The following is an 18,244-nucleotide window of genomic DNA, read 5'->3' as shown; positions in this document are numbered from 1 at the left end:
CTTCCTCCTGGCGCTCGCGGTACTCGCGGCGCGCGGCCGTCGATCGTTCTTCCAGTTCTTCCTCCTCGACGTCGGTGGTGCGGTCCTCCGCGCGTAGCCCCGGCGTCCGCTCCGCGATCTCCCGGTCGGCTTGGAAGAGTTCGGCGCAGGTTGCGTAGAGCCGTCGGGACATGCCGAGAGTGACTTCCGTGTGCGGGATACGGCCCGTGAGGAAGCTGTCCAGGCCCGCCGCTCGGGCGTTCGCGTCGTTCGGGGACGCTTCGCGCCCGCCCAGGGCCGTACGTCGTTCGCGGGTGGCCTCGTCGTCCTCCATGAGGGTGAGTGGCCCCGCTGTTGGATGGCGCTCGCCGCGGTCACGGGCTACCGGTACCAGGCGGAGCCGGGAGAAGGCGGAGCCTTCCAGGGCGCTCAGAGCCAGGTAGGTGAGCATTTGTGAGCGGGCGACATCGAGCAGGGTGCTGCCGGTACCGTCCTCGTCGAGAGCCTCCTCCGCCGATTGCACCTCTGCGGGGGACGACCCCTTGCCGCTTGTGGAGGTGAGGGAGCCGCTCTGTGTTCCGGGGTGGTGTTCCGGACGGATGATGACGAACAGGTCGTTCCTGGGGCCGACTCCGCGTTTGAGGGCGGTGCTGCAGAGTACGATGCGGTGATCCAGGCCATGGGGATGAAGTACTGTGCATCCCCCAAGGAGTTGCTCCCAGCCGTGGTTGAGCCGGCCGGGCGTGATGTCTCCGCCCTTGGCCTCGATCAGCCAGTGGCGGCCCTCGGAATGATGCCTGCCCCACAAGTCGGGCCGGGGGTTTTTCTGCCCCTTGGTCGGCTTCGTTCCGGCGGCCGGGTCGTAGATGCCCATGGGCCAGCTGTTCTCGATGTGCCATGTCTCGCCGAGGCCCATCAGCGAGCGGCAGGCCCACTCCGCCATCGTCATGCCTAGCCGGTAGCTGAAGGCACCCAAGGCGCTGGCTTCGGTGCCGTGTTCGAGTACGACGTTCGCGGTCAGCCGCCTTCCGGCGTTGTACTCGTGCAGGCGGGGACCGTCGTGAAGGTCCAGATACGCGTTCAGGGGCACGATCCGCGCCCCGATCTCGCGCATGGCGTAGTGAGGCCGGTTGAGCCAGGGGGAGATGTCACGTCCCACGCCGACCGCGGCCTGAAGGATGTTCCGCCACGTCGTGGTGGGTAGATGCCAGCCGTCTCCGGGGGGAAAGGCGGTGCCGTTCCATGCGGCGTGGTCCTTCCGGCGCCACTCACTCCTGGTCCGTCCGCCTGGGCCGTCGCGGAAGAGCACGGGTATGTCGATGGCGTCGGGGTACCGCATGGGCTTCTGGTCTTTCGCGTTCTTGGCGGGCACGAGGATTCACTGTGCCAGTAGCCGCGCGCCAGCGGCCTGCCGGGGGCTTGAGTTTGCCCTTTGCAGATCCTGAGCCAGGTCACCTGTTTCCGTTTACGCATCACGTGGAGTGCGTGGCGATCCTTGAGCCGGTGGCAAAGGGCGTCTGACCTGCAGGTTCGCGCCGTGTGCGTTATGTGCGCTGTGGGCGTTACGGGCGATATCTTGACGCATATTCGACGCACGTGACGCACGTTTGACGCACGTTCTGATGGATGCTCACCTCGCTGATAGTGCAGGTGACGCAGGATGGGTGGCCCGGTTTGCGGGGTCCGGCTTTGTGTAAATTTGGCTGTTCGCTGCAAGGGCGCGGACACCCGTGTAACGGCGGCCGTACCGCGAGCGCCGCTTTAGCTTGATCTTTAAGTCTTCTTCTCTGTTCCGCCGCGTCAGGGCATGTCATATTTGTGATGTTTTTTGGTGACTGGGTGGCGGGGCGCGGGGGTGGTGGTGCGGCCTTTTGAGGCGGCCGGGGTCGGGGTGGGTGGCTTTCGGCGTGCTGGCTGGTGTGCCCCAGGGCCTGGCGTGTGCGGGGATAGCCGCGTCGGACTCGGCCGGGGGTGAGCTGGTCAGGGGTTAGTGGTTTCTCCCAGGGTCTGCGCAGGTCCTGGGCCAGGGTGCGGGCGAGACGGAACTGTGCGTACCGCCCGGCCCTCGGGGGAAAGTGCAACGGCTCCGGAGGCCGTGGCCAAAGCTCGCGTTTCCGCAGGTCAGCGCGTTATCGGACGGGCCGTCAGGCGTCCCGCGTCACAAATGCGTCACTGCCTCGGATCTCGAATCTGACGAATCATCAGGTCCCGTCTCGCTGGATTGGTCTCCTGATATTTGTACCCCGCCGGGGCTCTGACAGTCCTGGGTCCGGACCCGGCGTGACGAAGCACGAAGGGTGTGTGCGAGGGGTGCGCGTGAGGGCGATCACGCTACGTGACGGATTCTCGTTCCCTTGGGGGAGTAGCCGGTTGCCCTGACGTACGACTGCCTCGTTGGCGGGGGTTAGTGCGGCTGGGGATTTCACGCCTGCCTACGCGCCTGCGCGCCTGCGCGGATGGGGAACGGTGTGGGCAGTCCTTCCTCCTCAGCGTGAGAGGACGGGGCATAGTGCAGCAGCTTGTAGCAGGGGTCGGCGGGGTCATGGTGGGCCGCCAGCGGGGGCGGGCGTTCCGGCATGACGTCCCGGTGGAGCGGGGTCGGGATGTGGCTCAGGTGGCGGGGGAGTTCGGTGCGGAGCTGGCGCGGGCGCTGCGGGTGGGGTTGGCGCCGGCGGGTCCGGGTGGGTGCGGGTCGCGGGGGCCGGCGGAGCTGACCTGGTACGCCTTCGCCGTCGCGTATGCCCGGGACCACTGGGTGGGGCGGGCGGCGACGACGCGGAACGAGACGAGCGAGGCGCTGATGCTGGTGACCCGGGCGATGCTGTGGGATGTGCCCGGGCGGCCCCGCGAGGACGTGCTGCACCGGGCGCTGCGGTCGTGGGCGTTCCTGGGCCCGGGAGCGAGCGAGGAGGAGATTCCGGCGCAGGACCGGCTGGCGCTGGCGTGGGTGGCGAAGGCGTCCCGTCCGCTGGTCGATCCGCACGATCCGGCCCTGGCCCGTGGTGTGCTCGAAGCTCTGCGTCGCAAGCGGGACGGTGGCACTGCGGCGCCGGAGACGGTGCGGCGCAAGCGGAAGGTCCTGGTGAACGCGCTGTACTACGCGATGGAGCAGGGGGAGCTGGGCAGTCATCCGCTGGACCGGATCCGCTGGCGGGTGCCGAAGCAGGCCAGGTCGGTCGATCCGCGGTCGGTGATCAACCCTCACCAGGCGCAGGACCTGCTGGCCGCGGTCTCCTACGTCGGCGGCTACAAGCGGGCCAAGGGCCGACGGCTGGTCGGACTGTTTGCTGGCATGTACTACGCCGGGCTGCGCCCGGAGGAGGCTGTCGCGGTGACGCTTCCGGACTGCACCCTGCCCGAGACCGGGTGGGGCCGGCTGGTCCTGCACCGCACCCGCCCCCAGGCTGGCAAGAAGTGGACCGACAGCGGCCAGATGTACGACGAGCGCGGCTTGAAGAACCGGCCGCCCGGCGAGGTTCGCATCGTCCCGCTCCCGCCGCCCCTGGTGGCCATCTGGCGGGACAGCGTCCAGATGTTCGGCGCCGCGCAGGACGGGCGGCTGTTCTTCACCGAACGCGGCAACATCGTCGGCTACACCATCTGGCACCGCGTCTGGAACGGAGCCCGCACCCTCGCCCTACCACCCGCCCTCGTCACCACGCCCCTCGGCAAACGCCGCTACGACCTGCGCCACTCCGCCCTGTCCACCTGGCTCGCGGCAGGCGCCGATCCTGCGGAAGTCGCCATGCGCGCTGGCAACACGTCGAAGTCCTCCTCACCCGCTACGCCAAATGCCTCTACGACCGCCAGTCCATCAACAACCAACGCATCGAACACCTCCTCAACGCCTACGACATCCAGGCCCTGCCTGGGATTACGGCGGTAAATGGGAAAGGTGACGGTTGAGGAGCAGTCTCGGCTGAGAGCGCAGTCGGGTGCCGATTCTTCGGCTGGCCAGTCAGAGGCCCGCAGGGTCCCGCCTGCGCGTTTCACCTCGATGCGTCTTCCGCGGCAGATCTCGGAGTGGACTCGGCGAGAATGGCATATTAGTTTCCACGCTTGTTAAGCATGTCTTCGCGGTCACGCTGGTACTGGTCAACTCCCCTAGTAATTTCTTCGGCGGCTCATGAAGCCGACCAGTACCGTCTTGGTGTGGACGCAACCTTATTCCCGGATCCCAGAACGGGAACTGGCTGGGCGTTTTCGTGATAGAGTCATGGTTAATTCACAGGACGCCGCAAAAAAGGGGAATGGCGTGAATACCGAGAAGGTTACGGCTCGACGTCTTACGGCCGAGGAGGTTTCAGAGTTGGGCCCCCAGGACGGCATCTTCGTCTCCGCAGAGACAGATGGCCTTCCTCTCGACTGCTACGCCCCGGCCAACCTTACGAAGCCGGGTAATAATTTTGAGGGAGGGTCCTTCACCGCAAGGACGATATTTGGTGACGAAATCCATCTTCTCCCGGACAATGCCGAAGAGCCCGGGATCTGGATTGTCGACACGGCGGGGGAAGAAATAGAGGTTCTCCAGAGTGCCGGCGTCCTCCTGAGCCTCGCCCTCTTCGTTCCCGGCGGGAACAAGGAATCTCTGGAGTCGCTCTACTCCGCCGCGCGGGATGCGTTCGGAGCGGGGATCGTTCAGCGCTGGAGCGAGGAAGTCGTCGCGGTGCCGGACGTCAAGGTCGACCTGTTCGAGGAGCCGATCCGGGGGCGGAAGGGCACGAGCAGTCAGAACCGTGATCGCCGCGCCTTGGACATCTACCCGACCCGAGCGCGGTTCTTGGAGCCCAGCGATGGCTGGAGGTTCATTGTCGAACCGCATAAGGAGGTCATCGATGACACGCCGACGATCTGACTCGATGGCAGTCTAGAGGCCACGCCAGCGCCACAAAGTCCCCTCCCGGTGGCGAATTCAAGGGGTCGTGGCAACACTGCTGGTCAAGCGGCTGTTGTCGGCAGCTTGACCAGACGCTCGGCTGGGGTCTCCCAGCCGAGCGTTTTGCATGGGCGGCCGTTGAGTTCCGCAGCGACGCGACGAACGAGTTGGAGACATCACCCGTCAGGGTCTGGACAAGCTGCACGCACTCTTCGGCGCAGCCGCCACCCCCGGCGTGGACATGGCTGTCAACGCCCTCAGGGGCGACGTACCCGAACAGCGAATCCGCGCACTGACTCCCGCCTTCATCAGCCATGCGCGAGGGGGCCGCGGCATATTGCCGGGCCCCCTGGCGGGCGTGGCCGAGTCGCGGATCATACGAGGCGGAGGACGGGCCTGCTGTCGGGCATGCCGAGCAGTTCCCGTACCCGCGCGGGAGCCAGGGCGAGTTCTCGGGCAAGGACCGTTACGGTCAGGCCGGTTTCACGGGCTGCGAGGTCGAACGCCTGGCCCAGGAGTACCGGTTGTTCTCCTGGGTATCCGCTGATCGGTTCCGGGCTGAATCCCGGCCGCCCGTGCAGGACCCGCAGCCTCTGGTAGGCCCGGCTCGCCGTGGCGTCGGAGATCACTCCGAGTTCGCGGCACCGGTAGACCAGGGAGTGGACCGAAACTCCCCATGTGCGGGAGAGGCCGCCGAGCCGGGCAAAGTCGATGCGGCCCGGGAGAAGGGGATGGATGCTGTCGGTCGGGGTGAGGAACTCTGCCGCGAAAGCGTCGGCCTCGCGTTCTTGCCGGCTGTCCCCTGTGGCCTCGCCGTGGAGCACGAGGTGCCCGAGTTCATGGGCTGCGGTGAACCGGTGACGGTACACGTCGTTGGCCCGGTTGCGGGTCAGGACGATTAGCGGGCGGGCCACATGGGAGGAGAAGGCGTCCACGGTTGCCGCCGCAGCGTCCGCTTCGGCCGGCAGGACCACCACGACGCCGTGAGCCTCCAGGCGCCGCACCAGGTGGGTGACCGGTCCGTCTCCCAGGTCCCACTGCTGTCGCAGTCCGCGCGCCGCTGCGGCGGGGTCGGACGGCAGCGCAAGCCCCGGATGAACCTCGCCGCCGACAAAGCCGGGCAGGTCCACCTGAGGAAGCTGGACCCGCCGCTCCAGCGCGTACGTCAGCTCCCCCACCAGTTCGGCGAACGCCAGCGCGCGCTCCCGCTGCGCTTTCGGAGTGCTGCGCAGACTGCGGAAGTGGGCCATGGAGGCATCCAGCCGGTGTCCGGGGCGCCCCGCGAGGAAGAACTCCATCGAGACATCGAGGACCTTGGCCAGCAGCGGGACGATGTCCGGGCGGGGACGCGACACCCCTGTCTCGTACTGGCCCACGGCTGCCGGCGAGACCCCGATGGACTCCGCCACGTCCTTCTTGGTCAGCCCGGCAAGCCGCCGTGCCTGGGTCAACCGGGCGGGATCGAAAGCGCCTGCCACGGTCCGGGGGGTGGCGGGCCCTTCTTCCAGCCCGGGTAGGACTGGTTCGTCAGGTTTCATCGTTCTCGCTTGCCACTGGGGTGATCGGTTCGATCTCGGTCATCGCTGCAACTCCCTGCTTACGTTCGGGCAGGGGACGCGTCGAGAGGGGAACGACGGGCTCGGCCCCCTGGTGGAAGCTGGCCGGTTCGCCAACCGACTGGGCAGGAATACTCGGCTGCATCGTCGCGGAGTCCGGGATGGGAAGCGGCTCCGGATCGACCACCCATTCGAGGGCGCCATTCTCGTCGGCGAGGGACGCCACACCCCAGTACGGCTTGAGCAGCCCATCGGCGTTGCAGGCGAAGGGCACCAGGACCAGCCGCGTGTCAGGCGACAGGGCAGCGAGCCTCGACCGCAGCTCGACTGTTGCGGGGTCGAACGCATACTCCCCGAACAGGTCAGCCTGCGCCGGTGGAGGAGCGAAAGCGAACAGCTCCCGGATCACCGACCACACGTTCTGGATCTTCGCCGTGCGGGCGCTGACGTCCTTCTTGGCGAAGCAGAACGGGTAGATGAGCCCTTGGCCTACCCGGACGAGTTCGAACTGGAACCCGTTGGGCTTCACCAGCTGCGCGCCGGGCACGTCCTTCAGCTCCTCGGCAACGCGCTCGTACGAGCCCCGGAACCGCGCCACCCCGTGAACCTGCGTGGAGGAGACACCAGCCTCCTCCTGGGAGGCCACGGCGTTGTCCTGCATGTCCTTCAGCGCCCGCGCGATCCCGTCACGCACGGCACGCGCCTGCTCGTCGCTCCCGAACAGCGCAGTGGACCAGTGAGACTCAGCGATTTCCACGAGCGACCGACCTCTCGGATAAGACTTCAGTGGGGATCATGCAGGAAGTGATACCACTTCAGTTGATCAACGTCAACTTGCACTGATGCTTCATCGCTTTCATCGAGCGGCAATCGACGCCGATGCGGGCGACGATCTTGCTGTGGACAAGCGATGGACATCCTTCCCCTCGGCATCAGGCACGAAGAAGGACCAAGCGGAAGAACCGGCGCTGCTGTTCTTGCGGACCTGGGCCGAGGCGGTACTGCAGCAAGTGAGGCGTGTGGAAGAGATCGACCGGACCGCCCGGACGCTGCACCGCATGCACTGTGAAGTCGAGGGCATCACATCCGACGCGCTGGCCCACTCCTTCCGGGAGCAATGAGCCGCAGAGCACACCCTCTTGTGGGCCGCGTATCAGGTAGAGCGGTGGCGGGACCGGCTCGACAAGGAACGTGGGAACCCGCCCCGACAAAAAGACAAGGCGCTGCAGCTGGCCCGGAACGCGTTGGAGCACCTGGACGAGGCCGCCCTTGTCGACGACCGTGCCGTCGCGCCACCGAAGGAGGACGGAGCGAAGAGCGACCGGTTCTGGAGCCTCCGAAAACTTGAAGGGATCGACATCGGCATCACCGACGACACCACGTTCTGCGGCATTGAGCGATCCGACCTCCACCTTCGCGCCCTAGAGGTCGTGCGCACGATCGAAAACGATCTGGCCGAGGAACTGCTCGACCAATATGCAGAGCTGCTGCGAGGAAGCTGAGACGCCGACCGGCACGGCCGCAGCCCGCAGGACGACCATGCGGAGCTGCCAGAGAATGAGACCGTGGGGCAGCGCGAGCATCGGTGCCGCCCCGGCACGCATCGCCTGCGTGGGAAGTCGCCGGCTACCAGCGGTCCGCGGCGTGCTTCCGGCGAGACCTTCAAGCAGATCCTTGATGTCGACGGTGTGGGCGTCACTGTCCGCGCGAAGAGGGCGGTCTGATCAGGCAGAGCTACGGTTGGCGTGCGAGAAGTTCGGCGAAGAACTGGCGGAGCATCGCTGGAGCGTCGTTCAAGCCCAGCTCGTGCCCTCCGAAGCGGTAGACCTCGTAACCCTTGAGTCGCAGCGCCCGGTCTTCGGCCACCATCTTCGAGTACAGCCGCGGGGACGCCTGATTCCCCTCCGCGTAGTGGTGCTGGCCGTCCACCTCCACCGCGATACGGACACCGTGGGGAAGCAGCAGGAAGTCCATGCGTTCGCGGCCGAGGACGCTGTCTTTGCCGCCGCGCTCCTTGCGGGTCTTCGGGTCCATGTGCAGGTACACCTGCGGTAGCAGCGCCGGGCGCCCAGGTCCCGTCTCGTTGATGGGGAACAGCTCGCAGTAGGTGCGGAACACCGTCTGCTCGGGCGAGAGCCACTCGGGCCGGTCAGGATCGCTGTGGAGGGACGCCCACAGCCGCTTGTATAGGGCCCGGCCGACCTTGTCGTCGGGCACGCTCTCGGGCAGGGACTCACGGGACCGCCACCATCCGATCATCTCCCCCCAGGTCAGGCCCGAGATGTTGAGCGGCTGGCTGTAAACGAGGCAGAACTGCTCGTTCTTCAGTATCAGGACGTCGTTGTTGATTGCGTCACCGAGCACGAATTCCGGTTTCGGCCCGTCCGCAGCGAAGATCAGGTTCTTCATCACGCCGGGCACACCGGCGCCGATTGTCCGGGCGGTGAAGACCGGTGCCCCGCTGATGCTGTCCACTGCGATGACTTCGTAGCCATCGTGCACAAGCGTCTGGTTGTAGAAGGCGTGCAGGCGCTCAACCTCGGCGGGGTCGGTGCGCACCGCCGGGTGCAGCGTCTCGGCCAGGAACCGCAGGAGAGGCTCGTCGTTGTCGGCCAGGCCGAAGCGCTCGTCGGTCCAGATCCAGTCCTCTTCCCCCGCCCAGTCCACTGGGTTGTTGATGCAGTGCTGCCAGATGTCCTGCTCGGCGGTGGCGAACCGGGGGTCGTGGCTGGGCAGGTTTTTGAGGTCGTACAGGCGACTGAGGAAACGCACCTCGTCGAGCGTCCCCCACCACCACCCGTCGGTGAGGCCATCGCGAAGCCGGCGGCGCGTGACGTCGGTTACGTGGCACGCTTGGTTCCTGCCCTGCCGCAGATGGGGGTGGCAATCGTCCAATTGGCCCAGGACGGGACCGAACACACTTGAGTCCGTCGTTGCCACGGAGCCGTCGCGGCCGACCTGCCTGCCTGTCTCCCACAGCACCCGTTTGGCCGCGACGGCTCCGTATGGCCGGGTGTCACTGACGCGGCGTAGCCGTGGTGAATCAAGAACCCGCAGGTCACGCTCGTGCCAGACACCCTCAAAAGATGCACCCATATTGAATGACCAGATCGCGTCACCGTCAGGTGGCGTCGGGGCCGTACGGGACACCTGCGGTGGCCGCGGGCCGGTTGCGGTCCCTGTTTGGTGAGGTCGACGCTGCCGCCGAAGATGTGTGCCGCCTCGCGCACTATCGGCCTCGTCGTCCAAGCGGAAGCCGTTACGGATCTCGCTCAGCCCCAGGGTCTCCTCGCCCAGGAGATTCTTGGTCACGAAGGTGCGCGGATTGAGGTTCTCGAATTCGAGTTCTTGAATTCCGGGCCCAGTTCCTTGCGGATGTCCTGCTTGGCGTTCTCGGCGAAGGCTCGCACCGTGCGCAGGAGGCCCATGGCTCGGGAGACCATCTCGGGCAGCTTGTCCGGGCCGAAGGCGACGGTGGCCAGGATCATGAGCGTGAGCAGCTTGAACGGGCTGAGGTCGAAGAACACCTTCGGGCTCCACTCGGGGAATCGCGCGCGTTGGGCACTGCGGACCAGATACGGCCCGGCGGGCGTTGCCCCCTCCGGCCGGGGGTCGCATACTTGCGCGATGTAGCAAGCTTGACGCTCGGCCGGCAGGTCGCCGCCGGGAACAATCACGAAGGCGGTAACGCGATGCTGAGGAACGGCCTGGAGCCCTGGCACCTGCTCATTGTCGGGGTGGTGGTGATCCTCATGTTCGGCTCGAAGCGGCTACCGGACGCGGCCCGCTCGCTGGGCAAGTCGATGCGGATCCTCAAGAGCGAGACCAGGGCAATGAAAGACGACGACACGGCCACCGCCCAGTCGGCAGAAGCCACCGTGCCTGCCCCGGCCGAGCAGCCCGCGCCGCGCACCATCCAGGCCGCCCCCGGCGACCCCACCGCGGCCCGCCCGGTGGGCGAACCCCACCCGGTCTCGGCCACGCGCTGAGCCATGTCGCGCGTCCTGCCCGCACAGCCCGTGCGGGCGGGACGCGTGGCTTTCGTTAGGGGCTGGCCGGATCAAAGCCGTAGCGCAGCGGCGGCTGCGCGTGCCTGCGTCGGTAGACGTAGACCATCTCCACCCGCAGATCGTCCGCTTCCCCCCGCAGTTCTCCCGCGGGATCTTCGGGGGTGCAAGGGACGGTGACTTGCAGTACCAGCGGCCGGTCGGCCACGCTCACCCGCAGCCCGTTCGCGGGGCCGCCTTCCAGTGCTGCCATCTCCCACATCGCCGATGCCTTCCCACGCGGTCTCAGCGCCTCGTGGCGCGACATGTACTTTAATGGTTGCGCAACCAGGGAACTGTGGTGTGTCCGTCCGTCTCTATCCGGACGCGCCCCTGCGGGTGCCGATTCGCGTAACTACCGTGTGGGCGTCTGACGCGCGGGCGGCAGGGAAGGTTTTTATGAACGTCACTCGCCCAGCGTCGCTGCCCTCTTTCGTGGCGGCGCTCCTGCGTGCAGGCCCGCCGGGGCGAGGGCAAGGGCATCTACAGCAACAACTACCAGATGACGTACCGGCCCGTGACCGCTGCGAGCCTGATCCTGCCGGCCGGATCGCGGGTCGTCTACGCACGGCTGTACTGGGGCGGGACCTACGGGATGGACTCTCCCAATGGCCCAGGGCTGCTGACCGACCAGCAGATCAACCGGATCTCCCTCAAGGCCCCCGGTGACACGGTCTACCGGGCCGTCACCGCCGATGCCACCATCGGGCGTATGAGAGGCGAGGTCGCATACGGCTACCAGACCTCCGCCGACGTCACCGGCATCGTGGCCGCCGCCGGTCCCGGTACGTACACAGCCGCCGGGCTGGGCGTCGTGGCCACGCCGTACAGCTGGGGCAGCTGGACACTGGTCGTAGCGTACGACAACTCCGCCGAACCGCTGCGCCGCGTCAGCCTCTGGGACGGTTACCGCACCGTCGACGCCGACACCTCGCCCGTCCCCCTCACCCTGGACCGTCTCACCGACGACACTGGCGGCCGGCCATCCGCCACCCTCGGCTACCTCTCCTACGGCGGCGGCCGTACCCTCACCGGCGACCACGCCGACGTCCGTTCGCCCCACGGTTTGCCGCTGTCCATCGGCGACGCTCGCCACCCGTACGACGACCTGATGAATTCCACCGCTGCCGGCTTCCCCCGTACTCCCGACGACGTCAACACGTTCGGCTGGGACACCGCCCAGTTCGACGTCACGGCTGCCCTCTGGCCTGGCGACACCGCCCTGACGGTGACCTTCGCCGCCGGCGACGATGGCTACATGGTCGGCGCCGTATGGACCGCCGTTGGCCTGTCGGCACGCTGACGGTTCGGGTGCCCGTGCAGGTGGCTGATGCCGGTGGGCAGCCTGGCGTCGCACGGTTTCCCCGGCTGCGTGACTGGCTACAGGTGGGGGGTGATGGCGGGCATCAGGTCCTTGAAGGTGCGGCCGTTGGCGGGTTCGCCGATGGCGGCCATCTGCCAGCCGCCCGCGGCGCGGCGGACCTTGGCCATGATCTGGGCGGTGTACGGGCCGCCGCCGGTGAGGGTGTAGCGGGCCAGCTCCTGGTCGGTGGTCTCGTCGACCAGGCGGCAGAAGGCGTTTTGTACCTCGGTGAAGGTCTGGCCGGTGAAGGAGTTGACGGTGAAGACGATCTGGTCGATGTGGGCGGGGACGTGCGGCAGGTCCACGACGATGGACTCGTCGTCGGCGCCCAGGCCGGCGCCTCCGACCAGGTTGTCGCCGGTGTGGCGGACGGATCCGTCGTCGCTGGTCAGGTGCTGGAAGAAGACCACGTCCACCGGCTCGGTGCCGGCGAACAGCACGGCGGAGGCGTCGAGGTCGATCTCCTGGGGGCCCATCAGTTTGGCGAGGAAGCCCTTGCGGGGTGCGGCTTGCCACCCCAGGCCCATGCGCACTCGGCCGAGCGTGCCGCCGTCGGACTTGGTGAGGCTGATCTGCTGGCCCTTGGCCAGGTTTACGGTCATGCGGTCCTACCTCCTCGGGTATGGAGCCGGGCTGGTGAAGTCGGGGCGGCGTAGTCAGGCCCGGTGAAATGCGGGCTGGTGAAGCGAAAGCGGGAGCGGTGGGCGGCCCGTGCCCGCGGGCTGTTCCTGTTGCAGCTGCCGGTGGAGAAAAGGCAGGATGCCGTGTTCCGGAAGGGCCTGCTGCCATGCCTCCCAGGCTCGGGCGGCGGCCTGGTCATCGTGGATCGGGCCATCGCCGAGAGGCGCGGTGCGGTTCCGGGCCGCGGTGACCAGCAGACTGGTGCCGGCGGCCAGGATGGTCACCGCCGCGGTGCCCGCGGCAATCCAGCCGGCGGTCAGTAACGCTTCGGAGAAGGTGGGGTGGGCGCCGTGCAGCCGCAGGGCGTAGCCAGGCAGGAGGAAGACGGCGGACAGCACCGGTGCCAGGACCGCCTGCCCGGGCAGCAGTACGCCCCCGCGTGCCGAGGTGGAGCCGACGGGCGGCCGTTTGGCAGCGGTCTCACGTGCGCGCAGGTAGGCGTCGTACTCGGTGGCTGCCGCTATTACGATCACGGCCCTCTCCTCACATGCCCGGGCCCGCAACGGTTCGGCACCGGCGTTGGCGGCGGTCAGCGCCTCGCTAGTCGCGGGGCTGGCCAGGGCCGGTTCCGGAGCGTGCTCGAAGTCGGGCCGGTCGCAGACCCGACGGGCTGCTCATAGCTGCCGCTGGACGGGGTGCATGCTCCGGCGCGTTCAGAGGTTGACGCCGTAGTCACGGGCGATGCCGGCGAGCCCGGAGGCGTACCCCTGGCCGATGGCGCGGAACTTCCACTCCGGGCCGTTGCGGTAGAGCTCGCCGAAGATCATGGCGGTCTCGGTCGAGGCGTCCTCGGTGAGGTCGTAGCGGGCCAGCTCTCGCCCGTCGGCCTGGTTGACGATACGGATGAAGGCGTTGCGGACCTGGCCGAAGCTCTGGCCACGCTTCTCCGCCTCGTAGATGGAGACGGGGAAGGCGATCCGGTCGACCTGGGGTGCGACGGTGGCGAGGCTGACCTTGATCTGCTCGTCGTCACCGTCCCCGCCGCCGGTGAGGTTGTCGCCGCTGTGCTCGACGGAGCGGTCCGGGCTGGCGAGGTTGTTGAAGAACACGAAGTGCTGATCCGAGAGGACCTTGCCGCTCGCGTCGCACAGCAGCGCGGACGCGTCCAGGTCGTAGTCCGCACCGGTGGTGGTACGTACGTCCCAGCCCAGTCCCACCACCACGGCGGTCAGGCCGGGTGCCTCCTTGCTCAGCGAGACATTGCCACCCTTGGACAGAGTCACACCCATGAACTGCCTCCCTCTTTCCTTCCCATGATCCCCGCCTCACCAGAAACGACGCGGGCTTGTGCAGCATAGTTCCCAGATTGCGCAATATCTGAAGTATGCACTGGTCCATACGGCATGCTGACGAGGCCGAAGGGGGTGTGGCGGGGAGGAGGCGCGCTGAAGAGCGGGCCGGGGGATGGGATGCGGGTCTGGGTGGCGGACCGTCCTGGTTGTTGCAGGCCACCTTCCCCTGCCCGTCGAGAATCCGGCGGACGGGAGGCAGGTGGAGACGCTGTACCTCCGCCGCGGCAAGCGCGCCCGGCCGCCGCTGCGGTACGCCTTTGCCCCAGCCAGCCTCCTGCCTGCGGGAATGAGCGCTGGCGAGGTAACACCGATACGCGAGATGTCTTTCAGGTACCGAGCAGGATGCCGGTTGTGGGCTCACCCGCGGATTCGCGGATCGCTCGCCCGCGAGAGGCCGGCCGATTCCAGCGTGAGTTCATGAGGGCATTCCTGCAAAATGGCCATGGCCCCGGCTGCTCTGCCTGCGGGCGTGGTCGGCCAGGGCCGTTCTGCAGACGACGGCCTGTGCTCGACCTGTCGAAAGCCTAAGCCGAGCTCAGGCCGCGCCCTATCTCTGGCTGGTCCCTCCGTCTGGCGGGTCCTGGTAGCCAGGGCTGGTGAAGTCGGGGGAGGTGAAGCGGGCGGCATCGGTCCCGGGAGCACGGGATTCGTCGCCGTTCTCGTCGGTGAGACCGCTGGGGCCCGGGCCGGCGAAGGCCGGACGGCTATAGCCCAGGCGTGGCCGCCCGCGCACCAGGTTGACTCCGCCGCCACCGGTCGACTCGGACGGTTCGGCGGCACCGCCGCCCGCAGCCTGCATGTGGTCCGCCAACTGCTCCCTCACGTAGGGGAGGACGGCCCGCTCGCGCAACGCATGGAGCCAGGATTTCCGTGCCTCTGCCAAGCGTGCCTGCGCACTCCCGCCGACCCGCGCGACAGAGCCACCGCGCAGAGCGGTGACCAGCAGACCGGCGAGGCCGATGGCGAGGGCGGCGACGCTCACAGCCCCGGCGACCAGACCGGCGGTGATCAATGGCCCGCTGATTGCGAGGCCGGCGCCGACCGCACCCAGGCCGTACCCGAGCACCAGGAAGAGCAGCGCGGCGATACTGGCCAGGAACGGCACAAGGACAGCCAGGAGCGGGGCCAGGTCGGCGCGCCTGATTGCAGCACCGGGTGAGGGCTGCCGCCCGGCGACCGGGCCACGTGCCTCAGGACTGCCGTACCCGCCCGCTCCCGAAGACGCCCGGGCCTGCACTGCGAGGTAGACGCTGTACTCCGCTGCGGCAGCCGTGGCGACGGTGTCGGCCGCGCGCAGGACACGGGTACGCAACTGTTCGCTGTTCAGCCCGGCGGGGAGGCCACGCAGAGCGCCTTGGATCTCCTCGGTGCGCAGAACGCTGTTGAGTATCTTTTCGAACTCCGGTCTGTCCTCGGCCCTCAGTTGTGGTGCGGTGTCCATGTGCCGCCCCCCGCTGCGCTGTTAGTCACCCCGTCACACGACGGCCCTGGCGCGGTCCGCTCGCGGCTCCCCGAGGGCGGCAGGAGACGGGTCCCCTTCTATGTGCCCGGGAGCCGGCCCAGCATAGTCACTAGGTTGCGAAATTGCGTAAGTGGGCAATCGGGGTGCGTGCAGCGGTGCGGCGGTTGCGTACGCTGGTGCCTCGCCGGACACCGAAGTGAGGGAGGTGCGCGTGACGAGGTCCGCTGCGGGCTCCGGTGACCCCGCTCCGGAGGTGCTGCAGAGCGCGGTCGTCTCCTTTGGCTTGCTGGCCTCCACGATGCGGTTGCACCTCGTGTGGGTTCTTGCGCAGGGCGAGTGCGATGTCAGCGGGTTGGCCGAGCGGGTGGGCGGTACGCTGCCGGCGGTGAGCCAGCACCTGGCGAAGCTGAAGCTGGCCGGGCTGGTGCACTCGCGGCGGGAGGGCCGTCGGCAGGTCTATCTGGTCGACGATCCTGACCTGGTGACGGTGGTCCAGCTGATGATCGGGCAGTTGGCCGACCGTTCCGCCCGATCGCGAGACGCCCGGGGCCTGGGCGCCTGAGGCCGCCGTACAGCGGAGTACAAACGGCGCCCCAGCGGGCCGCGCGGCGCGCCCGGGTCCCGGGGCGGCGGCCCGGGACGGGCGGTTCGCTCCGAGCATCGCGGTCGCCAGGACCGACAGCATCGACGACGTCAGTAGGAGTGGAAGGCAGCCGTCGCGGCCGCCGCCCCGGGCCGACAGGCGCCTGGCCCGCATCCGTCGGGGCCGCAGCCGTGTGCAGGGGGAGGTCCGCCGAACGCACCGAAGCCGCCGGGCCGCCCGGTCCTTGAGGTCCGATGAAGCCGCCCAACGTACCCTCGCTCCTCTCGGCTCGGCCGGTGGTCGCCGCGATCGGCGCTATGGCCGGGCTCTGAGCATTGGCCGTGGGCCGGCTGGGAGTGGCCCAGGAGAATCCCTCCGCGAGCGCGAGGGTGTCGAAACTCCGTTGAGGACGCTGGCCTCACGGTTTCCGCAGGAGCTTCCGGGAGAGTCCGGCCGGCCGCTCACCAGCCGGATGTACGGTCCGCGCCTGCGGCGGCCGGTTGTCAGGAGGCGGAGTCGGGTTTGGTGCCGGCCGCGGCGTAGGCCTGGGCGGGGGTCATGGGGACGCCGTTGACCTGCACGGTCTTGTACTTGCTGACCGGGGCGCAGGTTTTGCCCTGGTCAGCGGTTTGGCTGTGGGCGCCGGATACGGCGGCGTGGGTGTCGGCGGGGGCGGCCGAGGAGGTTCCGCCGGGGTAGGTAGTGCCGCTGGGCCAGTCGGCACCGATAACCAGGGTCAGGCCGCTGCTGGTGGCCTGCTTGAGGTGGGAGGCGGGCAGGCCCAGGGTGCCGGCCACGGTCTGGGCCTCGGCTTTCTGTCCGGGGCCGTAGGTGAGTGTGGTCGTTGTGGTGGTGGCCGGGGCGTTGGCGGCGGTGGTGCCGGGGCTGAACCCCTTGCCGGTCAGGGCGGTGGTGATGGTGGAGGCACGTCCGGCGGTGCTGGTGCCGTTCTCCACCTGTACTGCGATTTGCGCCGCGGGTACCGCTGACGCTGTCGCCTTGGCGGTCGTGGCGGCGGCCGAGGGCTTCTTGCCGCTCGCGGCGGTGAGGGACTGGTCGCCCGCGATGGTGGCGAACAGGGTCTTGGCGGCCGGCGCGGCCACGACCCGGTTGGAGTTGTTCGGGTCGGGGGCGGTCTGCATGGTGGTGAAGGTGATCTGCTTGGCGGGGACCTTGTCGAGGTCGGTGGCGAGGCCGATCAGTTTCTGGATGGTGCCCAGGCCGGTGTCCACGGTGAGTGCCTTGGTGGCGGCGTCGGCCAGGGAGTAGACGGCGGTGGGGTCGGTGAGGGTACCGGCGCTCTTGAACTTTCGGATCATCGCGCTGAGGAAGAGGTGCTGGGCGTAGGTGCGGCCGAGGTCGCTGCCGTCGCCGAAGCCGTGCCGGGAGCGGACGAATTCCAGTGCCGCCTCGCCCTTGAGGGTGTGGGTTCCCTTGGCGAGCTTCAGATGCGAGTACGTGTCGTACACGTTGTCACTGACGCATATCGAGACTCCGCCGACCGCGTCGGACATGTTGACGACGCCGGAGAAGTCGAGCATCACGAAGTGGTCGATAGGTATGCCGGTGAGCTGGTGCACGGTGGCCACTTGGCAGGCCGGCCCGTACAGCAGCGCGCTGTTGATCTGTCCGTAGTAGCCGGATGTCGATGCGCTGGACACGGTGCTTTTGCAGGCCGGGATCTGGGTCATGGTGTCGCGGGGGACGCTCATGACGGTGGCGTTGGAGCGGTCGGCGGATATATGCACCACCATTTCCACATCCGCGTTCTTCCCTGCCGTGGAGCTCGACGATCCGCAGCCGCCGCCCAGTTTGCAGTCGGCCGTGTTGCTGCGGCCGTCCGAGCCGATGACCAGGATGTTGATCGGGGTACGGCCGAAGGCGTCGGCCTTCTCGGTCCCTGTGCCACCGCTGGTGCCGGCGTTGAGCGCGATGCTGTGGATGTTGCCGTTCAGATGCTGGTAGAACCAGAAGCCCGCTCCGGCGGTGACCAGTACCAGTACCGCCGCGGTGATCCCGGCTATCCGCGCGATCCGCCGCCCGCGCGCCGCCGGCTTGGCCCGCCGTCCCGACCGGCCCCCCTGCGTGTGCGCGGCCGCTCTGGCCGCAGCCCGGCCGCCCGGCGGACGGGCCGCCTCTGTGTCACCTGCACGCCGAGGAGGCGGTACGGACGCACGGTCATGCGTGGTCTGGCCGGTAGGACCGGATCGAGGGTCGGTCATCTCCCACTCCTTGTGCGGTCAGGCCCGGGTGGTGTGGGCGGTGCTGCGGTCCGGCGGCAGGACGCCACCGCAGCGTTGGGTACGGCGGCGGGGCGAACGACCGTGTCCGTGGCAAAGCAGCGCCTCGCCACGGTTGCGTGGTTGCGCAATATAACAAACAGATCTGAGGACAGTGATCGGAGAC

The 18,244-nt window shown here is 68.0% G+C and carries 18 protein-coding genes; 7 read left to right on the top strand and 11 right to left on the bottom strand.

Annotation, left to right across the window (positions count from 1 at the left end):
- Window positions 1-1,351 (bottom strand): gamma-glutamyltransferase (locus FCI23_RS42605; protein WP_136729423.1); only part of this gene is annotated, 1,351 nt, incomplete at its 3' end.
- A 1,137-nt stretch (window positions 1,352-2,488) separates the two neighbouring features.
- Between FCI23_RS42605 and FCI23_RS42595 the strand changes: the two genes are divergently transcribed.
- Together FCI23_RS42595 and FCI23_RS42590 are read left to right on the top strand one after the other, a co-directional pair.
- Window positions 2,489-3,865, top strand: a complete 1,377-nt coding sequence (locus tag FCI23_RS42595) for a tyrosine-type recombinase/integrase (RefSeq protein ID WP_169317203.1) — start codon at window positions 2,489-2,491, stop codon at window positions 3,863-3,865.
- A gap of 369 nt (window positions 3,866-4,234) precedes the next feature.
- Entirely contained in the window at window positions 4,235-4,834 is a 600-nt protein-coding gene (locus FCI23_RS42590) for a hypothetical protein (RefSeq protein ID WP_136729421.1), read from the top strand.
- Window positions 4,835-5,229: 395 nt separating this feature from the next.
- On the opposite strand, the gene FCI23_RS42585 is transcribed toward FCI23_RS42590, so the two are convergent.
- Together FCI23_RS42585 and FCI23_RS42580 are read right to left on the bottom strand one after the other, a co-directional pair.
- Window positions 5,230-6,333, bottom strand: a complete 1,104-nt coding sequence (locus FCI23_RS42585) for a helix-turn-helix domain-containing protein (protein ID WP_136729420.1) — start codon at window positions 6,331-6,333, stop codon at window positions 5,230-5,232.
- Between the two features lie 49 nt (window positions 6,334-6,382).
- On the bottom strand, window positions 6,383-7,168 hold the full coding sequence (locus FCI23_RS42580) for a hypothetical protein (RefSeq protein ID WP_136729419.1): 786 nt from the start codon (window positions 7,166-7,168) through the stop codon (window positions 6,383-6,385).
- Window positions 7,169-7,253: 85 nt separating this feature from the next.
- On the opposite strand from FCI23_RS42580, the gene FCI23_RS42575 reads away from it, so the two are divergent.
- On the top strand, window positions 7,254-7,532 hold the full coding sequence (locus FCI23_RS42575; protein WP_136729418.1) for a hypothetical protein: 279 nt from the start codon (window positions 7,254-7,256) through the stop codon (window positions 7,530-7,532).
- An 18-nt stretch (window positions 7,533-7,550) separates the two neighbouring features.
- Window positions 7,551-7,913, top strand: coding sequence for a hypothetical protein (locus FCI23_RS42570; RefSeq protein WP_136729417.1), 363 nt, complete (start codon window positions 7,551-7,553; stop codon window positions 7,911-7,913).
- Window positions 7,914-8,145: 232 nt separating this feature from the next.
- On the opposite strand, the gene FCI23_RS42565 is transcribed toward FCI23_RS42570, so the two are convergent.
- Complete coding sequence (locus tag FCI23_RS42565; RefSeq protein WP_246144605.1) at window positions 8,146-9,507, bottom strand: AbiJ-related protein; 1,362 nt, start codon at window positions 9,505-9,507, stop codon at window positions 8,146-8,148.
- 212 nt (window positions 9,508-9,719) lie between these two features.
- Window positions 9,720-10,088 (bottom strand): twin-arginine translocase TatA/TatE family subunit, encoded by a 369-nt coding sequence (locus FCI23_RS61085; protein ID WP_246144604.1) that lies wholly within the window; start codon window positions 10,086-10,088, stop codon window positions 9,720-9,722.
- Between the two features lie 15 nt (window positions 10,089-10,103).
- Between FCI23_RS61085 and tatA the strand changes: the two genes are divergently transcribed.
- Window positions 10,104-10,400 (top strand): Sec-independent protein translocase subunit TatA, encoded by a 297-nt coding sequence (gene tatA, locus FCI23_RS42555; RefSeq protein ID WP_136729430.1) that lies wholly within the window; start codon window positions 10,104-10,106, stop codon window positions 10,398-10,400.
- 55 nt (window positions 10,401-10,455) lie between these two features.
- Here tatA and FCI23_RS42550 read toward each other — a convergent pair whose 3' ends face one another.
- Complete coding sequence (locus FCI23_RS42550; protein WP_246144603.1) at window positions 10,456-10,725, bottom strand: hypothetical protein; 270 nt, start codon at window positions 10,723-10,725, stop codon at window positions 10,456-10,458.
- Between the two features lie 183 nt (window positions 10,726-10,908).
- On the opposite strand from FCI23_RS42550, the gene FCI23_RS42545 reads away from it, so the two are divergent.
- The gene (locus FCI23_RS42545; RefSeq protein WP_136729416.1) at window positions 10,909-11,760 is read left to right on the top strand and encodes a hypothetical protein; all 852 of its coding nucleotides are present in this window, start codon (window positions 10,909-10,911) and stop codon (window positions 11,758-11,760) included.
- A gap of 77 nt (window positions 11,761-11,837) precedes the next feature.
- Here the strand turns inward: FCI23_RS42545 and FCI23_RS42540 are convergent, their stop codons facing one another.
- The 4 genes from FCI23_RS42540 to FCI23_RS42525 form a co-directional block, all read right to left on the bottom strand.
- Window positions 11,838-12,422: a TerD family protein gene (locus FCI23_RS42540; protein ID WP_136729415.1), complete on the bottom strand. Its 585-nt coding sequence runs from the start codon at window positions 12,420-12,422 to the stop codon at window positions 11,838-11,840.
- A gap of 54 nt (window positions 12,423-12,476) precedes the next feature.
- Window positions 12,477-12,974, bottom strand: a complete 498-nt coding sequence (locus tag FCI23_RS42535; RefSeq protein WP_136729414.1) for a hypothetical protein — start codon at window positions 12,972-12,974, stop codon at window positions 12,477-12,479.
- Window positions 12,975-13,154: 180 nt separating this feature from the next.
- Entirely contained in the window at window positions 13,155-13,730 is a 576-nt protein-coding gene (locus FCI23_RS42530) for a TerD family protein (RefSeq protein ID WP_136729413.1), read from the bottom strand.
- A gap of 610 nt (window positions 13,731-14,340) precedes the next feature.
- Window positions 14,341-15,234 carry a hypothetical protein gene (locus FCI23_RS42525; protein ID WP_136729412.1) on the bottom strand — a complete coding sequence of 298 codons (894 nt, stop codon included), beginning with the start codon at window positions 15,232-15,234 and terminating at the stop codon, window positions 14,341-14,343.
- A gap of 232 nt (window positions 15,235-15,466) precedes the next feature.
- Here FCI23_RS42525 and FCI23_RS42520 point away from each other — a divergent pair, with 232 nt between their 5' ends.
- Window positions 15,467-15,817, top strand: a complete 351-nt coding sequence (locus FCI23_RS42520; RefSeq protein WP_136729411.1) for an ArsR/SmtB family transcription factor — start codon at window positions 15,467-15,469, stop codon at window positions 15,815-15,817.
- A 524-nt stretch (window positions 15,818-16,341) separates the two neighbouring features.
- On the opposite strand, the gene FCI23_RS42515 is transcribed toward FCI23_RS42520, so the two are convergent.
- Window positions 16,342-18,060 carry an LCP family protein gene (locus FCI23_RS42515; RefSeq protein WP_211265706.1) on the bottom strand — a complete coding sequence of 573 codons (1,719 nt, stop codon included), beginning with the start codon at window positions 18,058-18,060 and terminating at the stop codon, window positions 16,342-16,344.
- Window positions 18,061-18,244 lie beyond the last annotated feature (184 nt).

This window comes from Actinacidiphila oryziradicis, assembly GCF_005047355.1.
In the GTDB taxonomy this organism is placed as follows: domain Bacteria; phylum Actinomycetota; class Actinomycetes; order Streptomycetales; family Streptomycetaceae; genus Actinacidiphila; species Actinacidiphila oryziradicis.
This window is presented reverse-complemented; position numbering and strand designations above follow the sequence as displayed.

Coding starts and splice junctions, on each gene's coding strand:
- FCI23_RS42575 (WP_136729418.1), top strand. CDS start 7,254: ATGCTTCATCGCTTTCATCGAGCGGCAATCGACGCCGATGCGGGCGAC.
- FCI23_RS42565 (WP_246144605.1), bottom strand. CDS start 9,507: ATGGGTGCATCTTTTGAGGGTGTCTGGCACGAGCGTGACCTGCGGGTT.
- tatA (WP_136729430.1), top strand. CDS start 10,104: ATGCTGAGGAACGGCCTGGAGCCCTGGCACCTGCTCATTGTCGGGGTG.
- FCI23_RS42550 (WP_246144603.1), bottom strand. CDS start 10,725: ATGTCGCGCCACGAGGCGCTGAGACCGCGTGGGAAGGCATCGGCGATG.
- FCI23_RS42540 (WP_136729415.1), bottom strand. CDS start 12,422: ATGACCGTAAACCTGGCCAAGGGCCAGCAGATCAGCCTCACCAAGTCC.
- FCI23_RS42530 (WP_136729413.1), bottom strand. CDS start 13,730: ATGGGTGTGACTCTGTCCAAGGGTGGCAATGTCTCGCTGAGCAAGGAG.
- FCI23_RS42525 (WP_136729412.1), bottom strand. CDS start 15,234: ATGGACACCGCACCACAACTGAGGGCCGAGGACAGACCGGAGTTCGAA.
- FCI23_RS42515 (WP_211265706.1), bottom strand. CDS start 18,060: ATGACCGACCCTCGATCCGGTCCTACCGGCCAGACCACGCATGACCGT.